Here is a 16,994-nt window from a genome sequence, read left to right as displayed (position 1 = left end):
AGCGAGTCACAGGACGCACCTAAACACGATCGGCGGCAACCCGCCAAGGGGGCTGCCGCCGATACGCTTCTGACCTGCGGAAATGTCCGCTACTTCACCGCGGGGCCGACTTCGAGCTCGATCGTCGAGCCATCCTTGGCCTGCTTGGTGATCTTGATCTTCGTGTTGGTGTCAGTGATCTTGACACCACCGGTCGGGTTCGACGGGTCGTAGTAGGTGCCGGTGTGGTCGTTGAAGACCGACACCCCCTTCTGCGACTTGATCTTGGTGGCCTTGTCGGCCTTGTGCAGCGTGAAGCCGTCCGTGCGGTCCAGGCTGAACGGCGAGTCGTAGGCCTGGATGCGGTTGCGCAGCAGCGTGCCGTCGGAGTACTTCAGCGCCTTCCAGTGGGCGTCGACCGGAAGGATCTGGCCGGTGCCCGGGTGGCCGTTGGCGGCGTTCGTGTTGTTGTCCGCCTGGGAGGTGTCCCACTTCCAGATCAGCAGGCCGTTCTGGTACGGGTAGTGCTCGACCCAGTCGGGACGCTTGGCCGAACCGAAGTTGTACGGGCCGACCTTGAGCGTCTTGTCGTACGACACGTACTGCCGGTTCTCGGCGATGTAGTACTGCTTGTAGTCCTTGGTGAAGGACGCGCCGATCCGCGAGAAGCCGGTGGCGGTCCAGCCGGCGTCGGCGCTCTCGGCGTTGTCCGAGAACACCGCGGAACCGTCCGCGGTGACCGCGATCTCGTCGGCCGCGAAGCCCTTCTGCGCCACACCGCCGTCGGTCAGGTAGCGGAAGCGGAGGTCGATCTTCTTGCCCGCGTAGGCGTCCAGCGAGTACGACAGCTTCTTGTAGCCGTCGACCGTGCCGGTCAGGGCCGGCTTGCCGGAGCCGTCGCGCGGGATGGCCTGACCGTCCACCGTGCCGTCCAGCGCGGTCCAGTTGGCGCCGCCGTCGGTCGACACCTCGGTGTAGAGGTAGTCGTAGCCGTTCTCGATGTCGTACCAGCCGTCCAGGCTCAGCGCGGCCGAGGACTTGCCGGTGAGGTCCACCGAACGGGTCAGCGTGTTCTTGAGGTTGTCACCGCTGCCGCTCCACCACTGGGCCGAGCCCTGGGCCGGGGTGACGATCTCGGTCTTGACCGCCTTGTCCGGCAGCGAGACCACCAGCGCCTGGCGGTACTTGGTGTTGTACTCGGCGAGGCCCAGCTTGTGCCAGGAGGAGACACCGGCCTTGCCGCTGTCGTAGGTCAGCCAGCCCAGCTGCAGCTTGTCCCAGGCGTTCATGTCGCCCGGCAGGTCGCCGATGGCCTCCTTGCCGGTGCCCAGCCAGGAACCGGAGGACATCAGGGTCCAGAAGCCGGTGGAGTTGTCGCCGCCGGCGGTGTCGTACTCGTCCGGCAGACCGAGGTCGTGGCCGTACTCGTGGGCGAAGACGCCGAGGCCGCCGTTCTCCGGCTGGATGGTGTAGTCGCCGACCCAGACACCGGTGTCGCCGACCTGGGCGCCGCCGAGCTTGTTGCCGGAGGGGCCGGTGGCGCCGGCGTCGGTGCCGAAGGCGTACCAGCGGTGGGCCCAGATCGCGTCGGTGCCCTGGGCGCCGCCGCCCGCGGACTCGTCCTCACCGGCGTGCACGATCTGGAAGTGGTCGACGTAGCCGTCGGGCTCGTTGAAGTTGCCGTCGCCGTCGAAGTCGTAGCGGTCCCACTGGTCGTACTTGGCCAGGTCCGCCCGGATGTCGGCGTCGGTCCTGCCGGCCGCCTTCTGCTGGGCGACCCAGGCGCTCAGACCGTCGCTGACGACGTTCCACACGCTCGAGCAGTTGGTCTGACCGCAGGCGTTGTTGCCGTAGCGGGCCTCGTTGTACGGGACCTTGACCCAGTCCGTGACCTCACCGTCGACCGAGTAGCGGCCCGAGGACTGCTTCTCGTAGTACTTCTTCAGCGACTCGCTGTTCTTGCCGGTGCCGAAGTAGAGGTCCTGGTAGTGCTTCTGGTTGTAGTCCTTCTGCCAGGCCGTCGAGTTGTCCTTCTTGCGGTCCGGCGCGGCGATCTGGTTGTGCCGGGGACCCGCGGTGCCGCCGGCCTTGGGGTCCGTCTGGTCCCCGAACTCCACCAGGATGGTGAAGATCTTGTCGGTCTTCTCGCGGCTCAGCTCGACGTACTTGCTGTCGCCCTTCTTGCCCTTGAGCTGGACGACCTTCGAGCCGTTGCGCTCCGTCGCCTTCGCCTTGCCCGATATGAGCTGGTTCAGGGCCTCCTGGCGCTGAGCCTTCTGGGTCTTGCTCATCGGGCCGTCGAGGTCGTGCGACTTCTGCTTCACCGGGGCCGGGTCATGGCGGTTCGCGGTGGCCGGCCGGGCGGTCGTGCTCGCCTCGGCGACGGCGAACGTCGCGAACGTGGCGGACGCCGCCGCGAGCGTCACGCCGATCGCGGCAGCTCTGAACGTCCAGGATCTACTGGTCACTTGAGTTCCTCCCCCGCGCCGCGCACACGGACAGGGGGTCCCGAGTCATGGAGGATTCCATGTGCGCACGATCAACGCGTGTAATCAAGTGACGACATTTGACTAGAGGTTTAGGAGAAAAGACAGACCTTGACTTGAGCAGGACAAGTGCACTATGCGGAGTGGACGTTCGTTTTGCGAACGTCCCGAGACCGGTCCGTGAAGGACGGGAGTCCCCTCGACGGGCGCGGAGGACCGCCTGGTTGCCGGGCCCATGACTCCGTGCGCCCCCTGTGCACCGGTACCGTGGGTTAGGTCACGCTTACCGGGCGTTCGACTCGGGCATGCAGGCGAAGAGAGTCGAACGGCACCCTCCCGAAGCCCCGAAGACTGCCGAGGACACGATTGCCATGCCTCGTCCGACCGCCGCACAGCTCGCCTACGGTTCCTGCACCCTGATCCTGTCCACGCTCGCCATGCTGCTGCTGTCGCAGACGAGTTCGGGCCTCGGGATCACCGTCATCGCGCTCGCCGCGCTGGCCCTCGGGCTGCTCGTGGCGATGACGGTGCCGCTGCCCAGGACGCGTACGGCCCCGGCGCCGGCCGAGTCCGCTCAGCCGGCGCACGAGGAAGAGCCTGTGCTCAACGGGCGCTGACCACCACCGTCTTGGCCGCCTTGTCGTGCAGGCCCTGCTTGTAGGGCTTGTCGAAGAAGCTCCAGCCACCGCAGATCGCCGTCCAGATGCAGGCGCAGCAGAAGGCGAACGGCACCCACAGCACCAGGGCTCGGATCAGCGAGGTCTGCACGGAGGGGGTGGCTCCGTTGTCCAGGTTGGCCAGCCGCAGGCCGAGCCACTTCTTGCCGAGGGTCTGCCCCGACCGGCTCATCATGAAGGTGTCGTAGGCGACGTAGAGGACGGCCGCGATCACCGACTGTGCGATCGACCTGCCGACCTCGATGCGGTCTCCGTCGACCGAGTACTCGCGCACGCCGAACGCCCAGGTGAGCAGCCAGACGACGATACCGACGAGGATCATGTCGATGATCCTCGCGAGGGTCCGCTTGCCGCTGTCCGCGAGCGGGGGCATACCGGCCAGCGGGTCGGCCGGATACCCGCCGGCACCGGCTCCGTACGGGTCGCCGCCGTAGGGGCTGCCGGTGTAGGGGGGTGGCTGCTGACCGCCGTAGGGAGGCGGTTGCCCACCGCCGTAGGGGGGTGGTTCCCCTTCCCCGTACGGCGGTGGCTGCCCGCCGCCCGGCGGCGGGGGCTGCCGGGCGCCGCCGTACGGGGTGTCGTACGGCGAGCCCGAACCCTGGTCCGACGGGGGCCGCTTCCTGAACGGGTCGTCCTCGGGGGGCTGCTCTCCGGAGCCGGGGGGCGGTTCGCTGCTCATGGCCCGAGTGGAACCCGAAGATCGCGGCTCTGCATCCGGCGGGCGGCCGTACGGAGTAGGCGGGCGCCGCGGTCAGCCGGCGACGAAGGTGTGGGCCGCCTTGTCGTGCCAGCACTGGCGCCAGGGCCGGTCGAACAGGCACCACAGCACACCCAGGATCCCGATGCCGAGCAGTCCGGGCACGCTGTAGACCAGCCAGCGGCGCAGCGCCGCGCCGAACGACGGAGGCTCGTGCGCCTCGATGTCGCGCACCTCGATCCGGCACAGCTTCTTGCCGAGGGTGCGGCCCCACTTGGTGGTGGGCAGCACCTCGTACGCCACGCCGAACAGGAGGAGGACGCCGAGGACGACGCCGAGGCTGGTGCCGGTCGTGCCGTCGAGCAGCCAGACGGTGACGGTACGGCCGGAGAGCCGGGCCTCGTCGATCTTCTGCTGGATGTGGTCGGCGGCCCGGAGGCCGAGGGGAACGGCCGCCGCGGCCGTCGCGGCGCCGATGACCAGAGTGTCGATCAGCCGGGCGGCGAGCCGCCTGCCGAGTCCGGCGGGCCGGGCCGCGGCCTGGCGGCGCGCGGCCGCCTGGAAGAGGTCCTCCACCGGCGGCTTCCACGGCGCCACGGGCTGCTCGTCCGCGCCACCGGCCAGCTGGTGCACCTGCTGCGCCCAGGAGGCCTGCCCGCCGCCGGGGCCCGGGGTCAGCGGGGTGCCGGCCCCGCCCTGCTGCGGCACCGAGGGCGCCGCGGCGGCGGGGGCGGCCGGCGCCTGCCGGGCCGCGGACGCCGGGAAGCCGGGGGACGGCTGCCCCTGCCGGGGCACCGGCGACGCCTGACCGGGCGGTGCGGTGTGCGACGCCTGGCCGGGCTGCGCCGCGGGGCCGGGCTGCGCTGGCTGCGCCGCCTGTCCGGGTGCCGCGGCCTGGGGTGCCTGGCCGGGTGGTGCCGGTTGCGGTGTCTGGGCGGCGCGGGCCACGGCGGCCTTTCCGGCGCCGAAACCGGGTCCGGCGGCGGAAGAAGTGCCGGGGGGCGAGCCGGCGGACGACGGAGCCGCGGCGGACGGGGGCGCGCCGACCGGCCCCTGCGTGCCGAAGCCGGGACCGCCGGCCGGGCCCGTGCCGGCCGCCGCTCCAGGGCCCGCCGCGGCAGCGCCGTGGCCGGCGGGTCCGAACCCGCCCTCGCCGTGGCCGGCCGGTCCGAACCCGCCGGCCGCGCCGCCCTGGGCCCGCGGGTCCTCCTGACCGCTCGGCCGGCCCTGCCCGGGTACCGGGCGGAACGTCATCGTGCCGTCGTCCTGGACGGCCGCGGGACCGGGGACCGGGCGGCGGAAGATGAACGTGCCGCCGGGGTCGGGCGTCTCCTCCCGTGACTGCGGGACCGAGGCCGTGCCGCCGGCGCGGGCGGCGTGGCCGGCGTGGCCGGCCGGGTCGGCCGGGCGGTCCGCGGGAATCCTCGGGTCGGCGGGCCAACCGGCCTCATCGGAGCCGGCGTTGCCCGGAGCGGCGTGACCGGGACCGGCGTGACCCGGGGCCGCGTGGCCCGCGGCGGCGTGACCCGGGGTCGCGGAGTGCGGGGACGCGGAGTGCGGTCGGGGGTCCTCGTCGAAGAAGTGGGGGCCCGTCTCCTCCACGGCCGGAGCCGCCGGGCGGACGCCGGGCGGCGGACTGAGCGGCTCGCCGTCCTTCGGCGCCGGCCGGCTGGTGCCGGGCACCCAGGAGGCGCCGTTCCAGTACCGGACGTAGCCGGGGATGGACGGGTCCGGGTAGTAGCCCTCGCGGGGCCTGTCGTCACCTGGGGCCGGGGTTGGGGCGCTCATGTCCGTCGTCCCGTATCTGCTCGGGGGTGGGTTGGGAGCCCCCACATCTATCAGACGCGGGCACCGCCCACCGCCAGTCCCGCCGTACCCACTCCTTTCCGGGCAACGCCGTAGCAGGCTCACCGCATCCACGGAAAAAACTTCTCCGAACCCGCGTAACGGCCGGCCCCCCGCCTCCTCTCCCCTGGCACGGGCCCCTGCCGGGCGGCCCGGGGTACAACCCGACGAGGAAAGGAAACGCAGGTCATGCAGCACACCGTGGTGGAGCGCGAGCTGGAGCTGAAACTCATCCTGTCGCCGGAGCGCAGCATCCCGGTACCGGCCCGGCTCGGCTACCGCTCCGAGGACCCGTACGCCGTCCACATCACCTTCCACATCAACTCCGAGCATCCCGTCGACTGGACGTTCGCCCGCGACCTGCTGGTGGAGGGGGTGTTCCGGCCGTGCGGGCACGGCGACGTGCGGGTGTGGCCGACCAAGGCCGGCGGTCGCAGTGTCGTGCTGATGTCGCTCAGTTCACCCGACGGAGACGCCCTGCTGGAGGCGCCGGTCCCGCAGGTGTCGGCCTGGCTGGAGCGGACGCTGCGGGTGGTGCCGCCGGGGGCGGAGGGCGGGCGGCTGGGCCTTGACGACGAGCTCGACCAGCTGCTCGCCCAGTGAGGGCGCCGCGGCGGGCCGCGGTCCGTGCGGGGTCAGAACAGCTTGCCCGGGTTGAGGATGCCCAGCGGGTCGAAGACCTGCTTCACGGCCCGCTGCATCTCCACCCCGACCGGGCCGATCTCCCGGGCCAGCCACTCCTTCTTCAGCACGCCGACGCCGTGTTCGCCGGTGATCGTGCCGCCCAGCTCCAGGCCGAGGGCCATGATCTCGTCGAAGGACTCCCGGGCCCGCCGGGACTCCTCGGGGTCCCGCGCGTCGAAGCAGACGGTGGGGTGTGTGTTGCCGTCGCCGGCGTGCGCGCAGACGCCGATGGTCAGGTCGTACTTCCCGGCGATCCGCTCCACCCCGTCGAGCAGCGCGCCCAGCCGGGAGCGGGGCACGCACACGTCGTCGATCATCGTCGTGCCCTTGACCGCCTCCAGCGCGGTCAGCGAGAGCCGCCGGGCCTGCAGCAGCATCTCGGACTCGGTGACGTCCTCGGCGGGGACGACCTGGGTGGCGCCGGCCGCCTCGCACAGGGCGCCGACGGCGGCCAGGTCTGCGGCCGGGTCGGGGGTGTCGAAGGCGGCCAGCAGCAGTGCCTCGGTGGTCTCCGGCAGCCCCATGTGGGCGAGGTCGTTGACGGCCTTGACGGTCGTACGGTCCATCAGTTCGAGGAGGGAGGGGAGGTGACCGCCCGCCATGATCCGGCAGACGGCGTCGCAGGCGGCCGTGGCGGAGGGGAACTCCGCGGCCAGCACCAGCTGCGCGGGCGGCTTGGGCCGCAGGCCGAGGACCGCCCGGACGACGATTCCGAGCGAGCCCTCGGAACCGACGAAGAGACGGGTGAGGTCGTAGCCCGCGACGCCCTTCGCCGTGCGGCGGCCGGTGGACATCAGCCGGCCGTCGGCGAGGACGACGTCCAGGCCCAGCACGTACTCGGCGGTCACGCCGTACTTGACGCAGCACAGGCCCCCCGACGCCGTGCCGATGTTGCCGCCGATCGTGCACATCTCCCAGCTGGAGGGGTCCGGCGGGTAGTACAGGCCGTGTTCCTCGACGGCGCGGGAGAGCACCGCGTTGATCACGCCCGGTTCGACCACGGCGATCCGGTCGACGGGGCTGACCTCGAGGATGCGGTCCATCTTGGTGAGGGACAGCGCGATGCAGCCCTCGGTGGCGTTGGCGCCGCCGGACAGGCCGGTGCGCGCGCCCTGCGGGACGACCGGGACGCGCAGTTCGGTGGCGGTGCGCATGACGTGCTGCACCTCCTCCACCGTGCGGGGCAGCACGACCACGGCCGGGGCGCCCGCGGGGCAGAAGCTGGCCATGTCGTTGGCGTAGGAGGCCGTGACATCGGGGTCGGTCAGGACGGCCTCGGGCGGCAGGCCGGCCAGGAGCCGGTCGGTGAGGTCGCCGGTTGCCGCGGTGTCATCGTGGGGGGCTTCGATGCGGCTCATGATCAAAGGGTCGCACTCGCGGCCATCGGTGTGAACCCCGCACGCCCGTTCCTTGGGCCGCCCGGATGTGTTCGTCGTATTGACGCACAGTGAGCGCCATGGACAACCGACTGAGCCTGCCGGGTACGTCCCCGACCACCGGGCCGCCGGCGCCGCGCCGCGGTCTGCGGTGGCTGCGCCGGGTGCTCGTCGCCGCGCTGGCGGGGGGTGTCGTCGCGGGCGCGGTGCTGGTGGCGCTGCCCGAGGACCGGCAGCGGCCCGAGGTGGTCCGGCCGCCGGCCGCGGGGCCGCAGGCGCACGTGCCGGCGGCGGTGACGTTCGGGGTGCCGGCCGCGCTGCCCCAGCTGACGGCGTTCATCGGGCAGCAGGAACGGCGGGTCCGGGAGCAGCCGCAGGACGCCCGGGCCTGGGCGGCGCTGGGCTCCGCGTACGTGGAGCGGGGGCGCACGGCCGCCGACGCGGCTGACTACCCGAAGGCGCAACAGGCGCTGCAGACCTCGCTGCGGGTGCGCGGCACCCGGAACACCGAGGCACTGGACGGCCTGGCGGCGCTGGCGCTCGCACGGCGGGACTTCCCGGCGGCGAAGCAGTACGCCGAGCAGGCGCTGAAGGCCACGCCCAAGCGGTGGGCGGCGTATCCGCCGATGATCGACGCCTACGACGGGCTCGGCGACTACGAGGCGGCCCACAAGACCCTGGACAAGCTGCTGGAGCTGCACAGCGGTGCGGTCGCGCGGCCCGCCGTGATGGCGCGGGCCTCGGCGGTGTACCGGGACCGGGGCTGGCGGGAGGACGCGGTGGCCCAGCTGACCGACGCGGCGGCCGGCGCCCGTACACCCGCCGAGCAGGCCGCCTACCTGACCGGGCTCGGGCAGCTGGCCTTCGAGCGCGGCGACCTGAAGGACGCGCTCCGGCATTTCGAGGCGGCCGCTCGGCTCGAGCCCGGGCGCCGGGCGGCGCTCGTCGGGCGGGGGCGGACGCTGGCCGCACTGGGCCGCACGCCGGAGGCGCTGGCCGCGTACCGGACGGCCCTGGCCCGGCAGCCGAGCCCGCAGGACACCCTGGAGCTGGGCGAGCTGTACGAGTCGCTGGGGCAGAGCCGGGCCGCCGCCGCGCAGTACGAGCAGCTGAAGACGCGGGTGCGGCAGTCGGTGGCGGGCGGGGTCGACGAGGAGCTGCTGATCGGGCAGTTCGAGGCGGACCACGGGGATCCGTGGGAGGCGGTGGAGCGGCTGGAGGAGGAGTGGCGGCGTCAGCCGGGGACCGAGGTGGCGGACGCGCTCGGCTGGGCGCTGCACCGCACCGGTGAGGACGAGGAGGCGCTGACCTACGCGTCCGCCGCCACGGACAAGACGAAGGGGGGCGGGGTGCGCAGCGCGCTCTACGCGTTCCACCGGGGCATGATCGAACTGGAGCTGGAGCTGGCCGGTCCGGCCCGGCGGCATCTGCAGGAGGCGCTGCGGATCAACCCCTACTTCTCGCCGCTGCGGGCGCCCGTGGCGCGGGCCGCGTTGCAGGGGCTCGGTGAGGTCCCGGACGAGCCCCTGCCCGGCGACGCGCCCTAGCCGGCCGACACGCCCTGGCCGGCCGACACGCCCTGGCCGGGCGACAGGTCCTGGCCGGGCGCTTCCTTGTCAGCCGCCCGGACCCTGGCCGGCCGGTGGCGTCCTGCCCGGCCGACCGATCGCGCGGCCGACCGATCGCGGCCGGCCGGGTGCGAGCGGCCGGGTGCGGGCGGCCCGGTGCGGGCGGCCCGGTGCGGGCGGGCGGGCGGCGTGTCCCGCTACAGGTTGCCGCGCTTTTCCTGCTCGCGCTCGATCGCCTCGAAGAGCGCCTTGAAGTTGCCCTTGCCGAAGCCCATGGAGCCGTGCCGCTCGATGAGTTCGAAGAAGACGGTCGGCCGGTCCTGGACGGGCTTGGTGAAGATCTGCAGCAGGTAGCCGTCCTCGTCGCGGTCGGCGAGGATCTTCAGCTCGCGCAGGGTCTCGACCGGGACGCGCGTGTCGCCCACCCACTCGCCGAGGGTGTCGTAGTACGAGTCGGGGGTGTCGAGGAACTCGACGCCGGCCGCGCGCATCGTCCGGACCGTCTGCACGATGTCGTTGGTGTTGAGCGCGATGTGCTGGACGCCCGGGCCGCCGTAGAACTCCAGGTACTCGTCGATCTGGGACTTCTTCTTGGCGATCGCGGGCTCGTTGAGCGGGAACTTCACCTTGAGGGTGCCGTCCGCGACGACCTTCGACATCAGCGCGCTGTACTCGGTGGCGATGTCGTCGCCCACGAACTCCTTCATGTTCGTGAAGCCCATGACGTTGTTGTAGAACCCGACCCACTCGTTCATCTTGCCGAGTTCCACGTTGCCGACGCAGTGGTCGATGGCCTGGAAGGTGCGCTGGGCGGGCGGCGCGACCATCGGCTCGGCCGCCACGTAACCCGGCAGGTAGGGGCCGTCGTAGCCGGTGCGCTCGACCAGGGTGTGGCGGGTCTCGCCGTAGGTGGCGATGGCGGCGAGGACGACCGTGCCGTGCTCGTCCTTGACCTCGTACGGCTCGGCGACGGACCGGGCACCGTGCTCGATCGCGTACGCGTACGCGGCACGCGCGTCCGGGACCTCGATGGCGAGGTCGATGACACCGTCACCGTGCTCGGCCACGTGCTGGGCGAGGAAGTGGCCCCAGGTGCTGCTCGGCTTGATCACCGAGGTGAAGACGAAGCGGGCGGAGCCGTTCTCCAGCACGTAGCCGGCGGTCTCACGACTGCCGTTCTCCGGTCCGCAGTAGGCGACCAGCTTCATGCCGAAGGCGGAGGAGTAGTAGTGCGCCGCCTGCTTGGCGTTGCCCACGGCGAAGACGACCGCGTCCATTCCCTTGACCGGGAAGGGGTCGGCCTGCCGTGCGGTGTCGGGAGTGTGGTGTGTGGTCTGCGTCATAGCGGAAGCCTGACCCGGCCCTGCAAGGTGCGCAATAGTTGGCGTATTCGTTGGGCAATCTGTTCAGCAGAACGCCGGCTATGGCGCACTTTCTGTACAGGATGACCACCTCGGGAGGGCTCGGATGGCGATCGACCGGCTGGACGGGCGGATCATCGTGCTGCTGGCCCAGGAGCCGCGCATCGGGGTCCTGGAGATGTCCCGGCGGCTCGGGGTGGCGCGCGGCACCGTCCAGGCCCGCCTGGACCGGCTTCAGTCGAATGGAGTCATCCGCGGATTCGGCCCGCAGGTGGATCCGGCGGCCCTCGGCTACCCGGTCACCGCGTTCGCCACGCTCCAGATCCGGCAGGGTCAAGGGGCCGACGTGCGGGCGTACTTGGCGACCGTGCCCGAGGTGCTGGAGCTGCTGACCACGACCGGCGGCGGGGACATGCTGTGCCGTCTGGTGGCCCGCTCGAACGCCGATCTCCAGCGGGTGATCGACCGCGTCGTCGGCTTTGATGGCATCGTCCGGGCCTCCACGGCGATCGTCATGGAGAACCCCGTCCCGCTGCGGGTCATCCCGCTGGTGGAACAGGCGGCCGCGGACAGCGAAGGGACACAGCCGACCCGGGGGTGAGCGCGGGTGAACTTCTGGGAGTACCTGGGCAGCCGCCACCAGCAACTGCTCACGGACGCCCTCCAGCACGCCAGCGCGGTCTTCCAGTGCATGGTCCTGGCGACCGTCATCGGGGTGCTCGTCGGGGTCGTCACCTACCGCAGCGAATGGGCCGGCCACCTCGCCACGCTCACCACCTCCACCATCCTCACCGTCCCGTCCCTGGCGCTGATCGGTCTGCTGATCCCGGTCGTGGGGCTGGGCGTCGCGCCGACGGTGATCGCACTGACCCTGTACGGCCTGCTGCCGATCGTGCGCAACGCCATCGTGGGCCTGCGCGGGGTCGATCCGGATCTGGTGGACGCGGCCCGCGGCATCGGCATGTCCCGCCCGATGCGGCTGCTGAGGGTCGAGCTGCCGCTGGCCTGGCCGCCGATCCTGACCGGCATCCGCGTCGCCACGCAGATGCTGATGGGCATCGGCGCCATCGCCGCCTACGCGTCGGGCCCCGGCCTGGGCAACGAGATCTTCCGCGGGCTGGCCTCGCTGGGCAGCAAGAACGCCCTGAACCAGGTGCTCGCGGGCACGCTCGGGATCATCATCCTCGCGCTCCTCTTCGACGCCGCCTACGTCCTGCTGGGACGGCTGACCATCCCCAGGGGGATCCGTGTCTGAGACGGCCGTCGCGGGGGCGACCATCGAACTGGAGAACCTGACCAAGCGGTACCAGGGCAGCCCGCAGCCGGCCGTGGACAACGTCAGCATGGAGATCAGGGCGGGCGAGACGGTGATCTTCGTCGGCCCTTCGGGCTGCGGAAAGTCGACCACCCTGAAGATGATCAACCGGCTGATCGAGCCGACCGGCGGGCGGATCCGCATCGGTGGCGAGGACGTCACCGACATCGACCCGGTGAAGCTGCGCCGCACGGTCGGGTACGCCATCCAGTCCTCGGGCCTGTTCCCGCACATGACCGTCGCCCAGAACATCGCGCTGGTGCCGAGGATGACCGGCTGGTCCAAGCCCCGGATCCGCGACCGGGTGGAGGAGATGCTCGACCTGGTGGGCCTGGACCCGGGCGAGTTCCACGGCCGCTATCCGCGCCAGCTCTCCGGCGGTCAGCAGCAGCGCGTCGGTGTGGCCCGGGCGCTGGCAGCCGATCCCCCGGTGCTGCTGATGGACGAACCGTTCGGCGCGGTCGACCCGATCACCCGCGACCACCTGCAGGACGAGCTGATCCGGCTCCAGCGCGAGCTGCACAAGACGATCGTGTTCGTCACGCACGACTTCGACGAGGCGATCAAGCTGGGCGACCGGATCGCGGTGCTGCGCGAGCGCTCGCACATCGCCCAGTTCGACACCCCGGAGGCGATCCTCACCAACCCGTCGGACGACTTCGTCTCCGGTTTCGTCGGCGCGGGCGCGGCCCTGAAGCGGCTGAACCTGACCCGGGTACGGGACGTGGAGATGCGGGACTACCCGACGGTGACCGTGGACACCCCGCTGCAGCAGATCTTCGGCTTCCTGCGGGGCAGCGGTACGAACGAGATCCTGCTGCTCGACAGGCGCCGCCGGCCCTACAAGTGGCTCCGGCGCGGCGACCTGATGCGGGCGCGGGGCTCGCTGGCCCGGGCGGGCACGCTGGTGCACGACACGGTGACCCGGGACGCCACCCTCCGGGACGCGCTGGAGGCGGTGCTCACCGACAACGCGGGTCGGGTGGCCGTCACCGGGCGGCGCGGGGAGTACATCGGCGTCGTCGACATGGAGACCCTGATGAACTCCGTGCACGAACTGCTGGAGGCCGACCGCCTGGAGGCCATGGAGGCGCAGGCCGACCTGGTCGAGGCGCGCGCCCAGCAGACCCATTTCGAGCAGGAGGGTCACGGAGCGGAGAAGAAGGCGTGAGCACGGCCCGGCCGCCCGGGGGCGAGCACGAGATCGACGCACCCGCCTTCGCCGACGAGGCCGAGGGCGAGGAGGAGCAGGAGGCACCGGCACCGCGCCCGCGCCCGCCCGCACGCCGTCTGACCTGGCAGCGGCTGACCATCCTGCCGGCGTTGCTGCTCCTGCTGCTGCTCGGGACCTGGCTCTGGTTCGAGCAGGCGGACCTGGACACGATCTCCAGGAACGCGCTGTCCGGCGGGCTGGTCGCCAAGGCGCTGTGGCAGCACGTGGAACTGACGGCGATCTCCACCTTCTTCGTGCTGATCATCGCGATCCCGCTGGGCATCCTGCTGACCCGGCCGGCCTGCCGCAGGGCCACTCCACTGGCGATGACGATCGCCAACATGGGGCAGGCCACCCCGGCGATCGGCCTGCTCGCCCTGCTGGTGATCTGGCTCGGCACCGGCACCAGGGCGGCCCTGATCGGCATCATCGTCTACGCCGTCCTGCCGGTCCTCGCCAACACCATCGCCGGTCTGCAGGCCAATGACCCGGCCCTGCTGGAGGCGGCCCGCGGCATCGGCATGTCCCCGCTCGGCGTCCTCGCCCGGGTCGAACTCCCCCTCGCCGTACCGCTGATCCTCGCGGGCGTGCGGACGGCCCTGGTCCTCAACGTCGGTACCGCGACCCTCGCGACGTTCGGCGGGGGCGGCGGCCTGGGCACGCTGATCACCACGGGCATCACCACCCAGCGCATGCCGGTGCTGGTGCTGGGCTCGATCCTCACCATCGCCCTCGCCCTGCTGGTGGACTGGCTGGCCTCACTGGCGGAGGCGCTGCTGCGGCCCCGAGGCCTGGAGGCGGGGTCATGAGGCGGCGTACGAGCCTGCTGCCGGCGGCGCTGCTGACCGTGGCCACCGGCTGCGGGCTGACCAGCGGCTCCCCCATGACCGACGACGTGACGCCGGGCACGATCGGCCGGGGCGAGCCGCTCCGGGGCGCCCATCTGACCGTCACCTCGAAGGAGTTCACCGAGCAGCTGATCCTCGGCGCCATCATGGGGATCGCCTTCCAGGCGGCCGGCGCGGACGTCGTGGACCGCACGGGTATCCAGGGCTCCATCGGATCGCGGGAGGCGGTGAAGAAGGGCGACGCGGACGCGCAGTTCGAGTACACGGGCACCGGCTGGATCACCTATCTGGGCAACAGCAGGCCGATCCCCGATCCGCGCAAGCAGTGGGAGGCCGTGCGCGAGGCCGACCGGAAGAACGGACTCACCTGGCTGCCGCCCTCGAAGCTGGACAACACCTACGCCCTCGCCATGAACCAGGCGAACTCCAGGAAGTACCCCACCAGGACGCTGTCCGAGGTGGCCGCGCTGTCCAGGAAGGACCCGGGAGCCGTCACCCTGTGCGTGGAGGGCGAGTTCGCCAACCGGGCCGACGGGCTGCCGGGGATGGAGAAGGCGTACGGCATGAGCGTGCCGGCGAAGAACATCACCCAGATGGACACCGGGATCATCTACACCCAGGTGGCGAAGGGCAGTTGCACCTACGGGGAGGTCTTCACCACCGACGGCCGCATCAAGTCGATGAACCTGGTGGTCATGGCCGACGACAAGAAGTTCTTCCCCAGTTACAACGCCACGCCCGTGGTCAACTCCGCGGTCCTGAAGAAGTGGCCGGCCATCGCGGGCGTCATCGAGCCCGTCACCAGGAAGCTGGACAACGCGGTGGCCCAGACGCTGAACGCCAAGGTGGACGTCGACGGGCAGGACCCGCACCAGGTGGCCCTGGACTGGATGAAGCAGGAGGGGTTCGTGAAGTAGGAGTGGTTCGTGTAAGTGGGAGGGGGTCGTGAAGTGGGAGGGGGTCGGGGTCTCCCTCTAGCAGCTCGGGACCGCGCCCTTGCCCTTCTCCAGGGCCACCAGGGAGTCGACCGCGCTCCGGAGCGTGGTCACCGGGACCAGCCTCAGCCCCTCCGGCAGATTCGACCTGGCATCGGCACACTCCGCCTTCGGCACCAGGAAGACACGGGCCCCGTCCCGCCGGGCGGCCTGCGTCTTCAGAGCCACCCCGCCGACCGCGCCGACCTTGCCGGCGGCGTCGATGGTGCCCGTGCCGGCGATGGTGCGTCCCCCGGTCAGGTCGCCGCCGCTGCCGTCGCCGTCCAGCTTGTCGACGATGCCCAGGGTGAACAGCAGCCCCGCGCTGGGCCCGCCCACGTCGGCGAGCCGGAGCGTGACCTTGACCTTGCCGGCGCTCAGGTGCAGGTACTTCAGCGCCGCCTGGGTCGCGGCGTCCTGGGACTGCCGCATCTGCGCCGTGTTGTGCTTCTCGATCTCCTTGACGTCGCCGCCGCTCGGGTAGACCGAGTCGCGTGGCATGACGGCCCGGTCGCTGCGGAACCAGTTGCCGAAGACGTCACCGAGGGACACCCGGGCGTCCGGACCGGTCGCCTCGATCGTGGTCATCCGCAGCTGCCCACTGGTCCTGCGGGTCGGCGCGCCGGAGACGGTGATCACGGGGGTGCCCTTGTTCTCCCCGAGCACGTTCGCCGTCATCCCGGGCTGCGCCACCGAGAAGGGCAGCGGCGCGAAAGCGGCGGTGGCGACGAGGGCCACGACGGGCACGGCGCAGACGGCTACGGCCTGGGGGCGTGTGAGACGTGAGAGCACAAGCTCAATCTAACCCGCCCCCTACCCCCCGCCACCTGCCCCTCACCCGGCACGGAGATCGAGCACCCGGGCCCAGGTCAGCGCAGTGCCTCCGCGACCTCCCGTGCCGCCTCCACCACCCGGGGCCCCACCCGCTCCGGTACGGCGTCGGCCAGCATCACCACACCCACGCTGCCCTCGACCCCCGTCACGCCGACCAGCGGCGCCGCGGCCCCGCTCGCCCCGGCCTCCAGCTCGCCGTGCGTGAGCGTGTATCCGGGATCGGCGGACGGCGACTGCCGTGCGGCGAGGATCGCCCGGCCTGCCGCCCCGCGGTCCAGGGGATGCCGGAAGCCGGCCCGGTAGGCCACGTGGTAGTCCGTCCACGTCGGCTCGACCACGGCGACGGCCAGCGCCTCGGTCCCGTCCACCAGTGTCAGATGGGCGGTCGCCCCTATGTCCTCGGCCAGCGATCGCAGCGCGGGCAGCGCGGCCTCCCGGACCAGCGGATGCACCTGGCGGCCGAGCCGCAGCACGCCGAGCCCGACCCGGGCTCGCCCGCCCAGGTCACGTCGTACCAGGGCGTGCTGCTCCAGCGTGGCCAGCAACCGGTACACCACGGTGCGGTTCACGCCCAGTTTGGTGGACAGCTCCGTGACGGTCAGACCGTGGTCCGTGTCGGCGAGCAGCTTGAGGACGCGCAGTCCCCGGTCGAGCGTCTGAGAGGTCTCCGCGGTCACGACGCCCACTCCTTTGGTGGTGAGGTCGGCGCCCTCTGACGGCGGATGCCTCACCGAGTCCCGTCGGCGACGCGCGCAGAGGCCGCCGATCGGCAGAACGGCCCGGCAGCTTCCGGGCCGAGTCGCTTCACGGCTGCGCTCCGCGGCGGCGCTGCCACGGGGCGTGTGCGTAGCGGGACAGTAGCGAAGCCGGTTCGCTGAGCGGAAGCCTTCGTCCAGAATCCGGGCAAGGGCAGATCCGGCCTGCCTGCATTCGTCCTGATACGCACACGCCGGACTCGCGAGAAGCCCACACCCGTCGGGCCGGGGCGGGAGCCCGGAACGGAATCGGGCTCCGCGGCGGAGCCCCGTGGCGGCCGGTATCCGGCCGACCGAGCCAGGTGGGCGGACGGGCAGGTGGGCGGACGGCAGGTGAGTGGGTGGACGGCAGGTGAGTGGGTGGACGGCAGGTGAGTGGGAA

15 protein-coding genes are annotated in these 16,994 nt (G+C 71.6%); 8 read left to right on the top strand and 7 right to left on the bottom strand.

Annotated elements, in window-relative coordinates; all coding sequences use genetic code 11:
• Window positions 1–89: 89 nt before the first annotated feature.
• Complete coding sequence (locus ACGFT2_RS12230) at window positions 90–2,447, bottom strand: immune inhibitor A domain-containing protein (RefSeq protein ID WP_393276593.1); 2,358 nt, start codon at window positions 2,445–2,447, stop codon at window positions 90–92.
• Between the two features lie 389 nt (window positions 2,448–2,836).
• On the opposite strand from ACGFT2_RS12230, the gene ACGFT2_RS12225 reads away from it, so the two are divergent.
• Window positions 2,837–3,082 (top strand): hypothetical protein, encoded by a 246-nt coding sequence (locus ACGFT2_RS12225; protein WP_393276591.1) that lies wholly within the window; start codon window positions 2,837–2,839, stop codon window positions 3,080–3,082.
• Here ACGFT2_RS12225 and ACGFT2_RS12220 read toward each other — a convergent pair.
• Both ACGFT2_RS12220 and ACGFT2_RS12215 read right to left on the bottom strand, forming a co-directional pair.
• Window positions 3,069–3,821 (bottom strand): RDD family protein, encoded by a 753-nt coding sequence (locus tag ACGFT2_RS12220; protein WP_393276589.1) that lies wholly within the window; start codon window positions 3,819–3,821, stop codon window positions 3,069–3,071. The two genes, ACGFT2_RS12225 and ACGFT2_RS12220, sit on opposite strands and share 14 nt — an antisense overlap.
• A 72-nt stretch (window positions 3,822–3,893) precedes the next feature.
• On the bottom strand, window positions 3,894–5,627 hold the full coding sequence (locus tag ACGFT2_RS12215; protein ID WP_393276586.1) for an RDD family protein: 1,734 nt from the start codon (window positions 5,625–5,627) through the stop codon (window positions 3,894–3,896).
• A 246-nt stretch (window positions 5,628–5,873) separates the two neighbouring features.
• Here ACGFT2_RS12215 and ACGFT2_RS12210 point away from each other — a divergent pair, with 246 nt between their 5' ends.
• A complete protein-coding gene (locus ACGFT2_RS12210) occupies window positions 5,874–6,287 on the top strand; it encodes an SsgA family sporulation/cell division regulator (protein ID WP_393276582.1) in 414 nt (137 codons plus the stop codon).
• Between the two features lie 32 nt (window positions 6,288–6,319).
• Here the strand turns inward: ACGFT2_RS12210 and ACGFT2_RS12205 are convergent, their stop codons facing one another.
• Window positions 6,320–7,732 (bottom strand): FAD-binding oxidoreductase, encoded by a 1,413-nt coding sequence (locus ACGFT2_RS12205; RefSeq protein WP_393276579.1) that lies wholly within the window; start codon window positions 7,730–7,732, stop codon window positions 6,320–6,322.
• A 92-nt stretch (window positions 7,733–7,824) separates the two neighbouring features.
• Here ACGFT2_RS12205 and ACGFT2_RS12200 point away from each other — a divergent pair, with 92 nt between their 5' ends.
• Window positions 7,825–9,291: a tetratricopeptide repeat protein gene (locus tag ACGFT2_RS12200; protein WP_393276576.1), complete on the top strand. Its 1,467-nt coding sequence runs from the start codon at window positions 7,825–7,827 to the stop codon at window positions 9,289–9,291.
• Window positions 9,292–9,509: 218 nt separating this feature from the next.
• On the opposite strand, the gene hppD is transcribed toward ACGFT2_RS12200, so the two are convergent.
• Complete coding sequence (gene hppD / locus ACGFT2_RS12195; protein ID WP_393276573.1) at window positions 9,510–10,655, bottom strand: 4-hydroxyphenylpyruvate dioxygenase; 1,146 nt, start codon at window positions 10,653–10,655, stop codon at window positions 9,510–9,512.
• A 124-nt stretch (window positions 10,656–10,779) separates the two neighbouring features.
• Here hppD and ACGFT2_RS12190 point away from each other — a divergent pair, with 124 nt between their 5' ends.
• The 5 genes from ACGFT2_RS12190 to ACGFT2_RS12170 are packed head-to-tail and all read left to right on the top strand — an operon-like array spanning window position 10,780 to window position 14,966.
• On the top strand, window positions 10,780–11,274 hold the full coding sequence (locus tag ACGFT2_RS12190) for an Lrp/AsnC family transcriptional regulator (protein WP_393276571.1): 495 nt from the start codon (window positions 10,780–10,782) through the stop codon (window positions 11,272–11,274).
• Between the two features lie 6 nt (window positions 11,275–11,280).
• Window positions 11,281–11,928, top strand: a complete 648-nt coding sequence (locus tag ACGFT2_RS12185; RefSeq protein ID WP_393276568.1) for an ABC transporter permease — start codon at window positions 11,281–11,283, stop codon at window positions 11,926–11,928.
• The gene (locus ACGFT2_RS12180) at window positions 11,921–13,159 is read left to right on the top strand and encodes a betaine/proline/choline family ABC transporter ATP-binding protein (RefSeq protein ID WP_393276562.1); all 1,239 of its coding nucleotides are present in this window, start codon (window positions 11,921–11,923) and stop codon (window positions 13,157–13,159) included. Before ACGFT2_RS12185 ends, ACGFT2_RS12180 begins: the two co-directional genes overlap by 8 nt.
• Window positions 13,156–14,010 carry an ABC transporter permease gene (locus ACGFT2_RS12175; RefSeq protein WP_393276559.1) on the top strand — a complete coding sequence of 285 codons (855 nt, stop codon included), beginning with the start codon at window positions 13,156–13,158 and terminating at the stop codon, window positions 14,008–14,010. Before ACGFT2_RS12180 ends, ACGFT2_RS12175 begins: the two co-directional genes overlap by 4 nt.
• A complete protein-coding gene (locus tag ACGFT2_RS12170; RefSeq protein ID WP_393276556.1) occupies window positions 14,007–14,966 on the top strand; it encodes a glycine betaine ABC transporter substrate-binding protein in 960 nt (319 codons plus the stop codon). The genes ACGFT2_RS12175 and ACGFT2_RS12170 overlap by 4 nt, the downstream gene beginning before the upstream one ends.
• Before the next feature lie 57 nt (window positions 14,967–15,023).
• Here ACGFT2_RS12170 and ACGFT2_RS12165 read toward each other — a convergent pair whose 3' ends face one another.
• Both ACGFT2_RS12165 and ACGFT2_RS12160 read right to left on the bottom strand, forming a co-directional pair.
• The gene (locus tag ACGFT2_RS12165) at window positions 15,024–15,815 is read right to left on the bottom strand and encodes a S16 family serine protease (RefSeq protein ID WP_393276553.1); all 792 of its coding nucleotides are present in this window, start codon (window positions 15,813–15,815) and stop codon (window positions 15,024–15,026) included.
• A gap of 77 nt (window positions 15,816–15,892) precedes the next feature.
• On the bottom strand, window positions 15,893–16,534 hold the full coding sequence (locus ACGFT2_RS12160; protein ID WP_318203287.1) for a helix-turn-helix domain-containing protein: 642 nt from the start codon (window positions 16,532–16,534) through the stop codon (window positions 15,893–15,895).
• Window positions 16,535–16,994: the final 460 nt, after the last annotated feature.

It is taken from the genome of Streptomyces sp. NPDC048514 (assembly GCF_043199955.1).
Lineage (GTDB): Bacteria > Actinomycetota > Actinomycetes > Streptomycetales > Streptomycetaceae > Streptomyces.
This window is presented reverse-complemented; position numbering and strand designations above follow the sequence as displayed.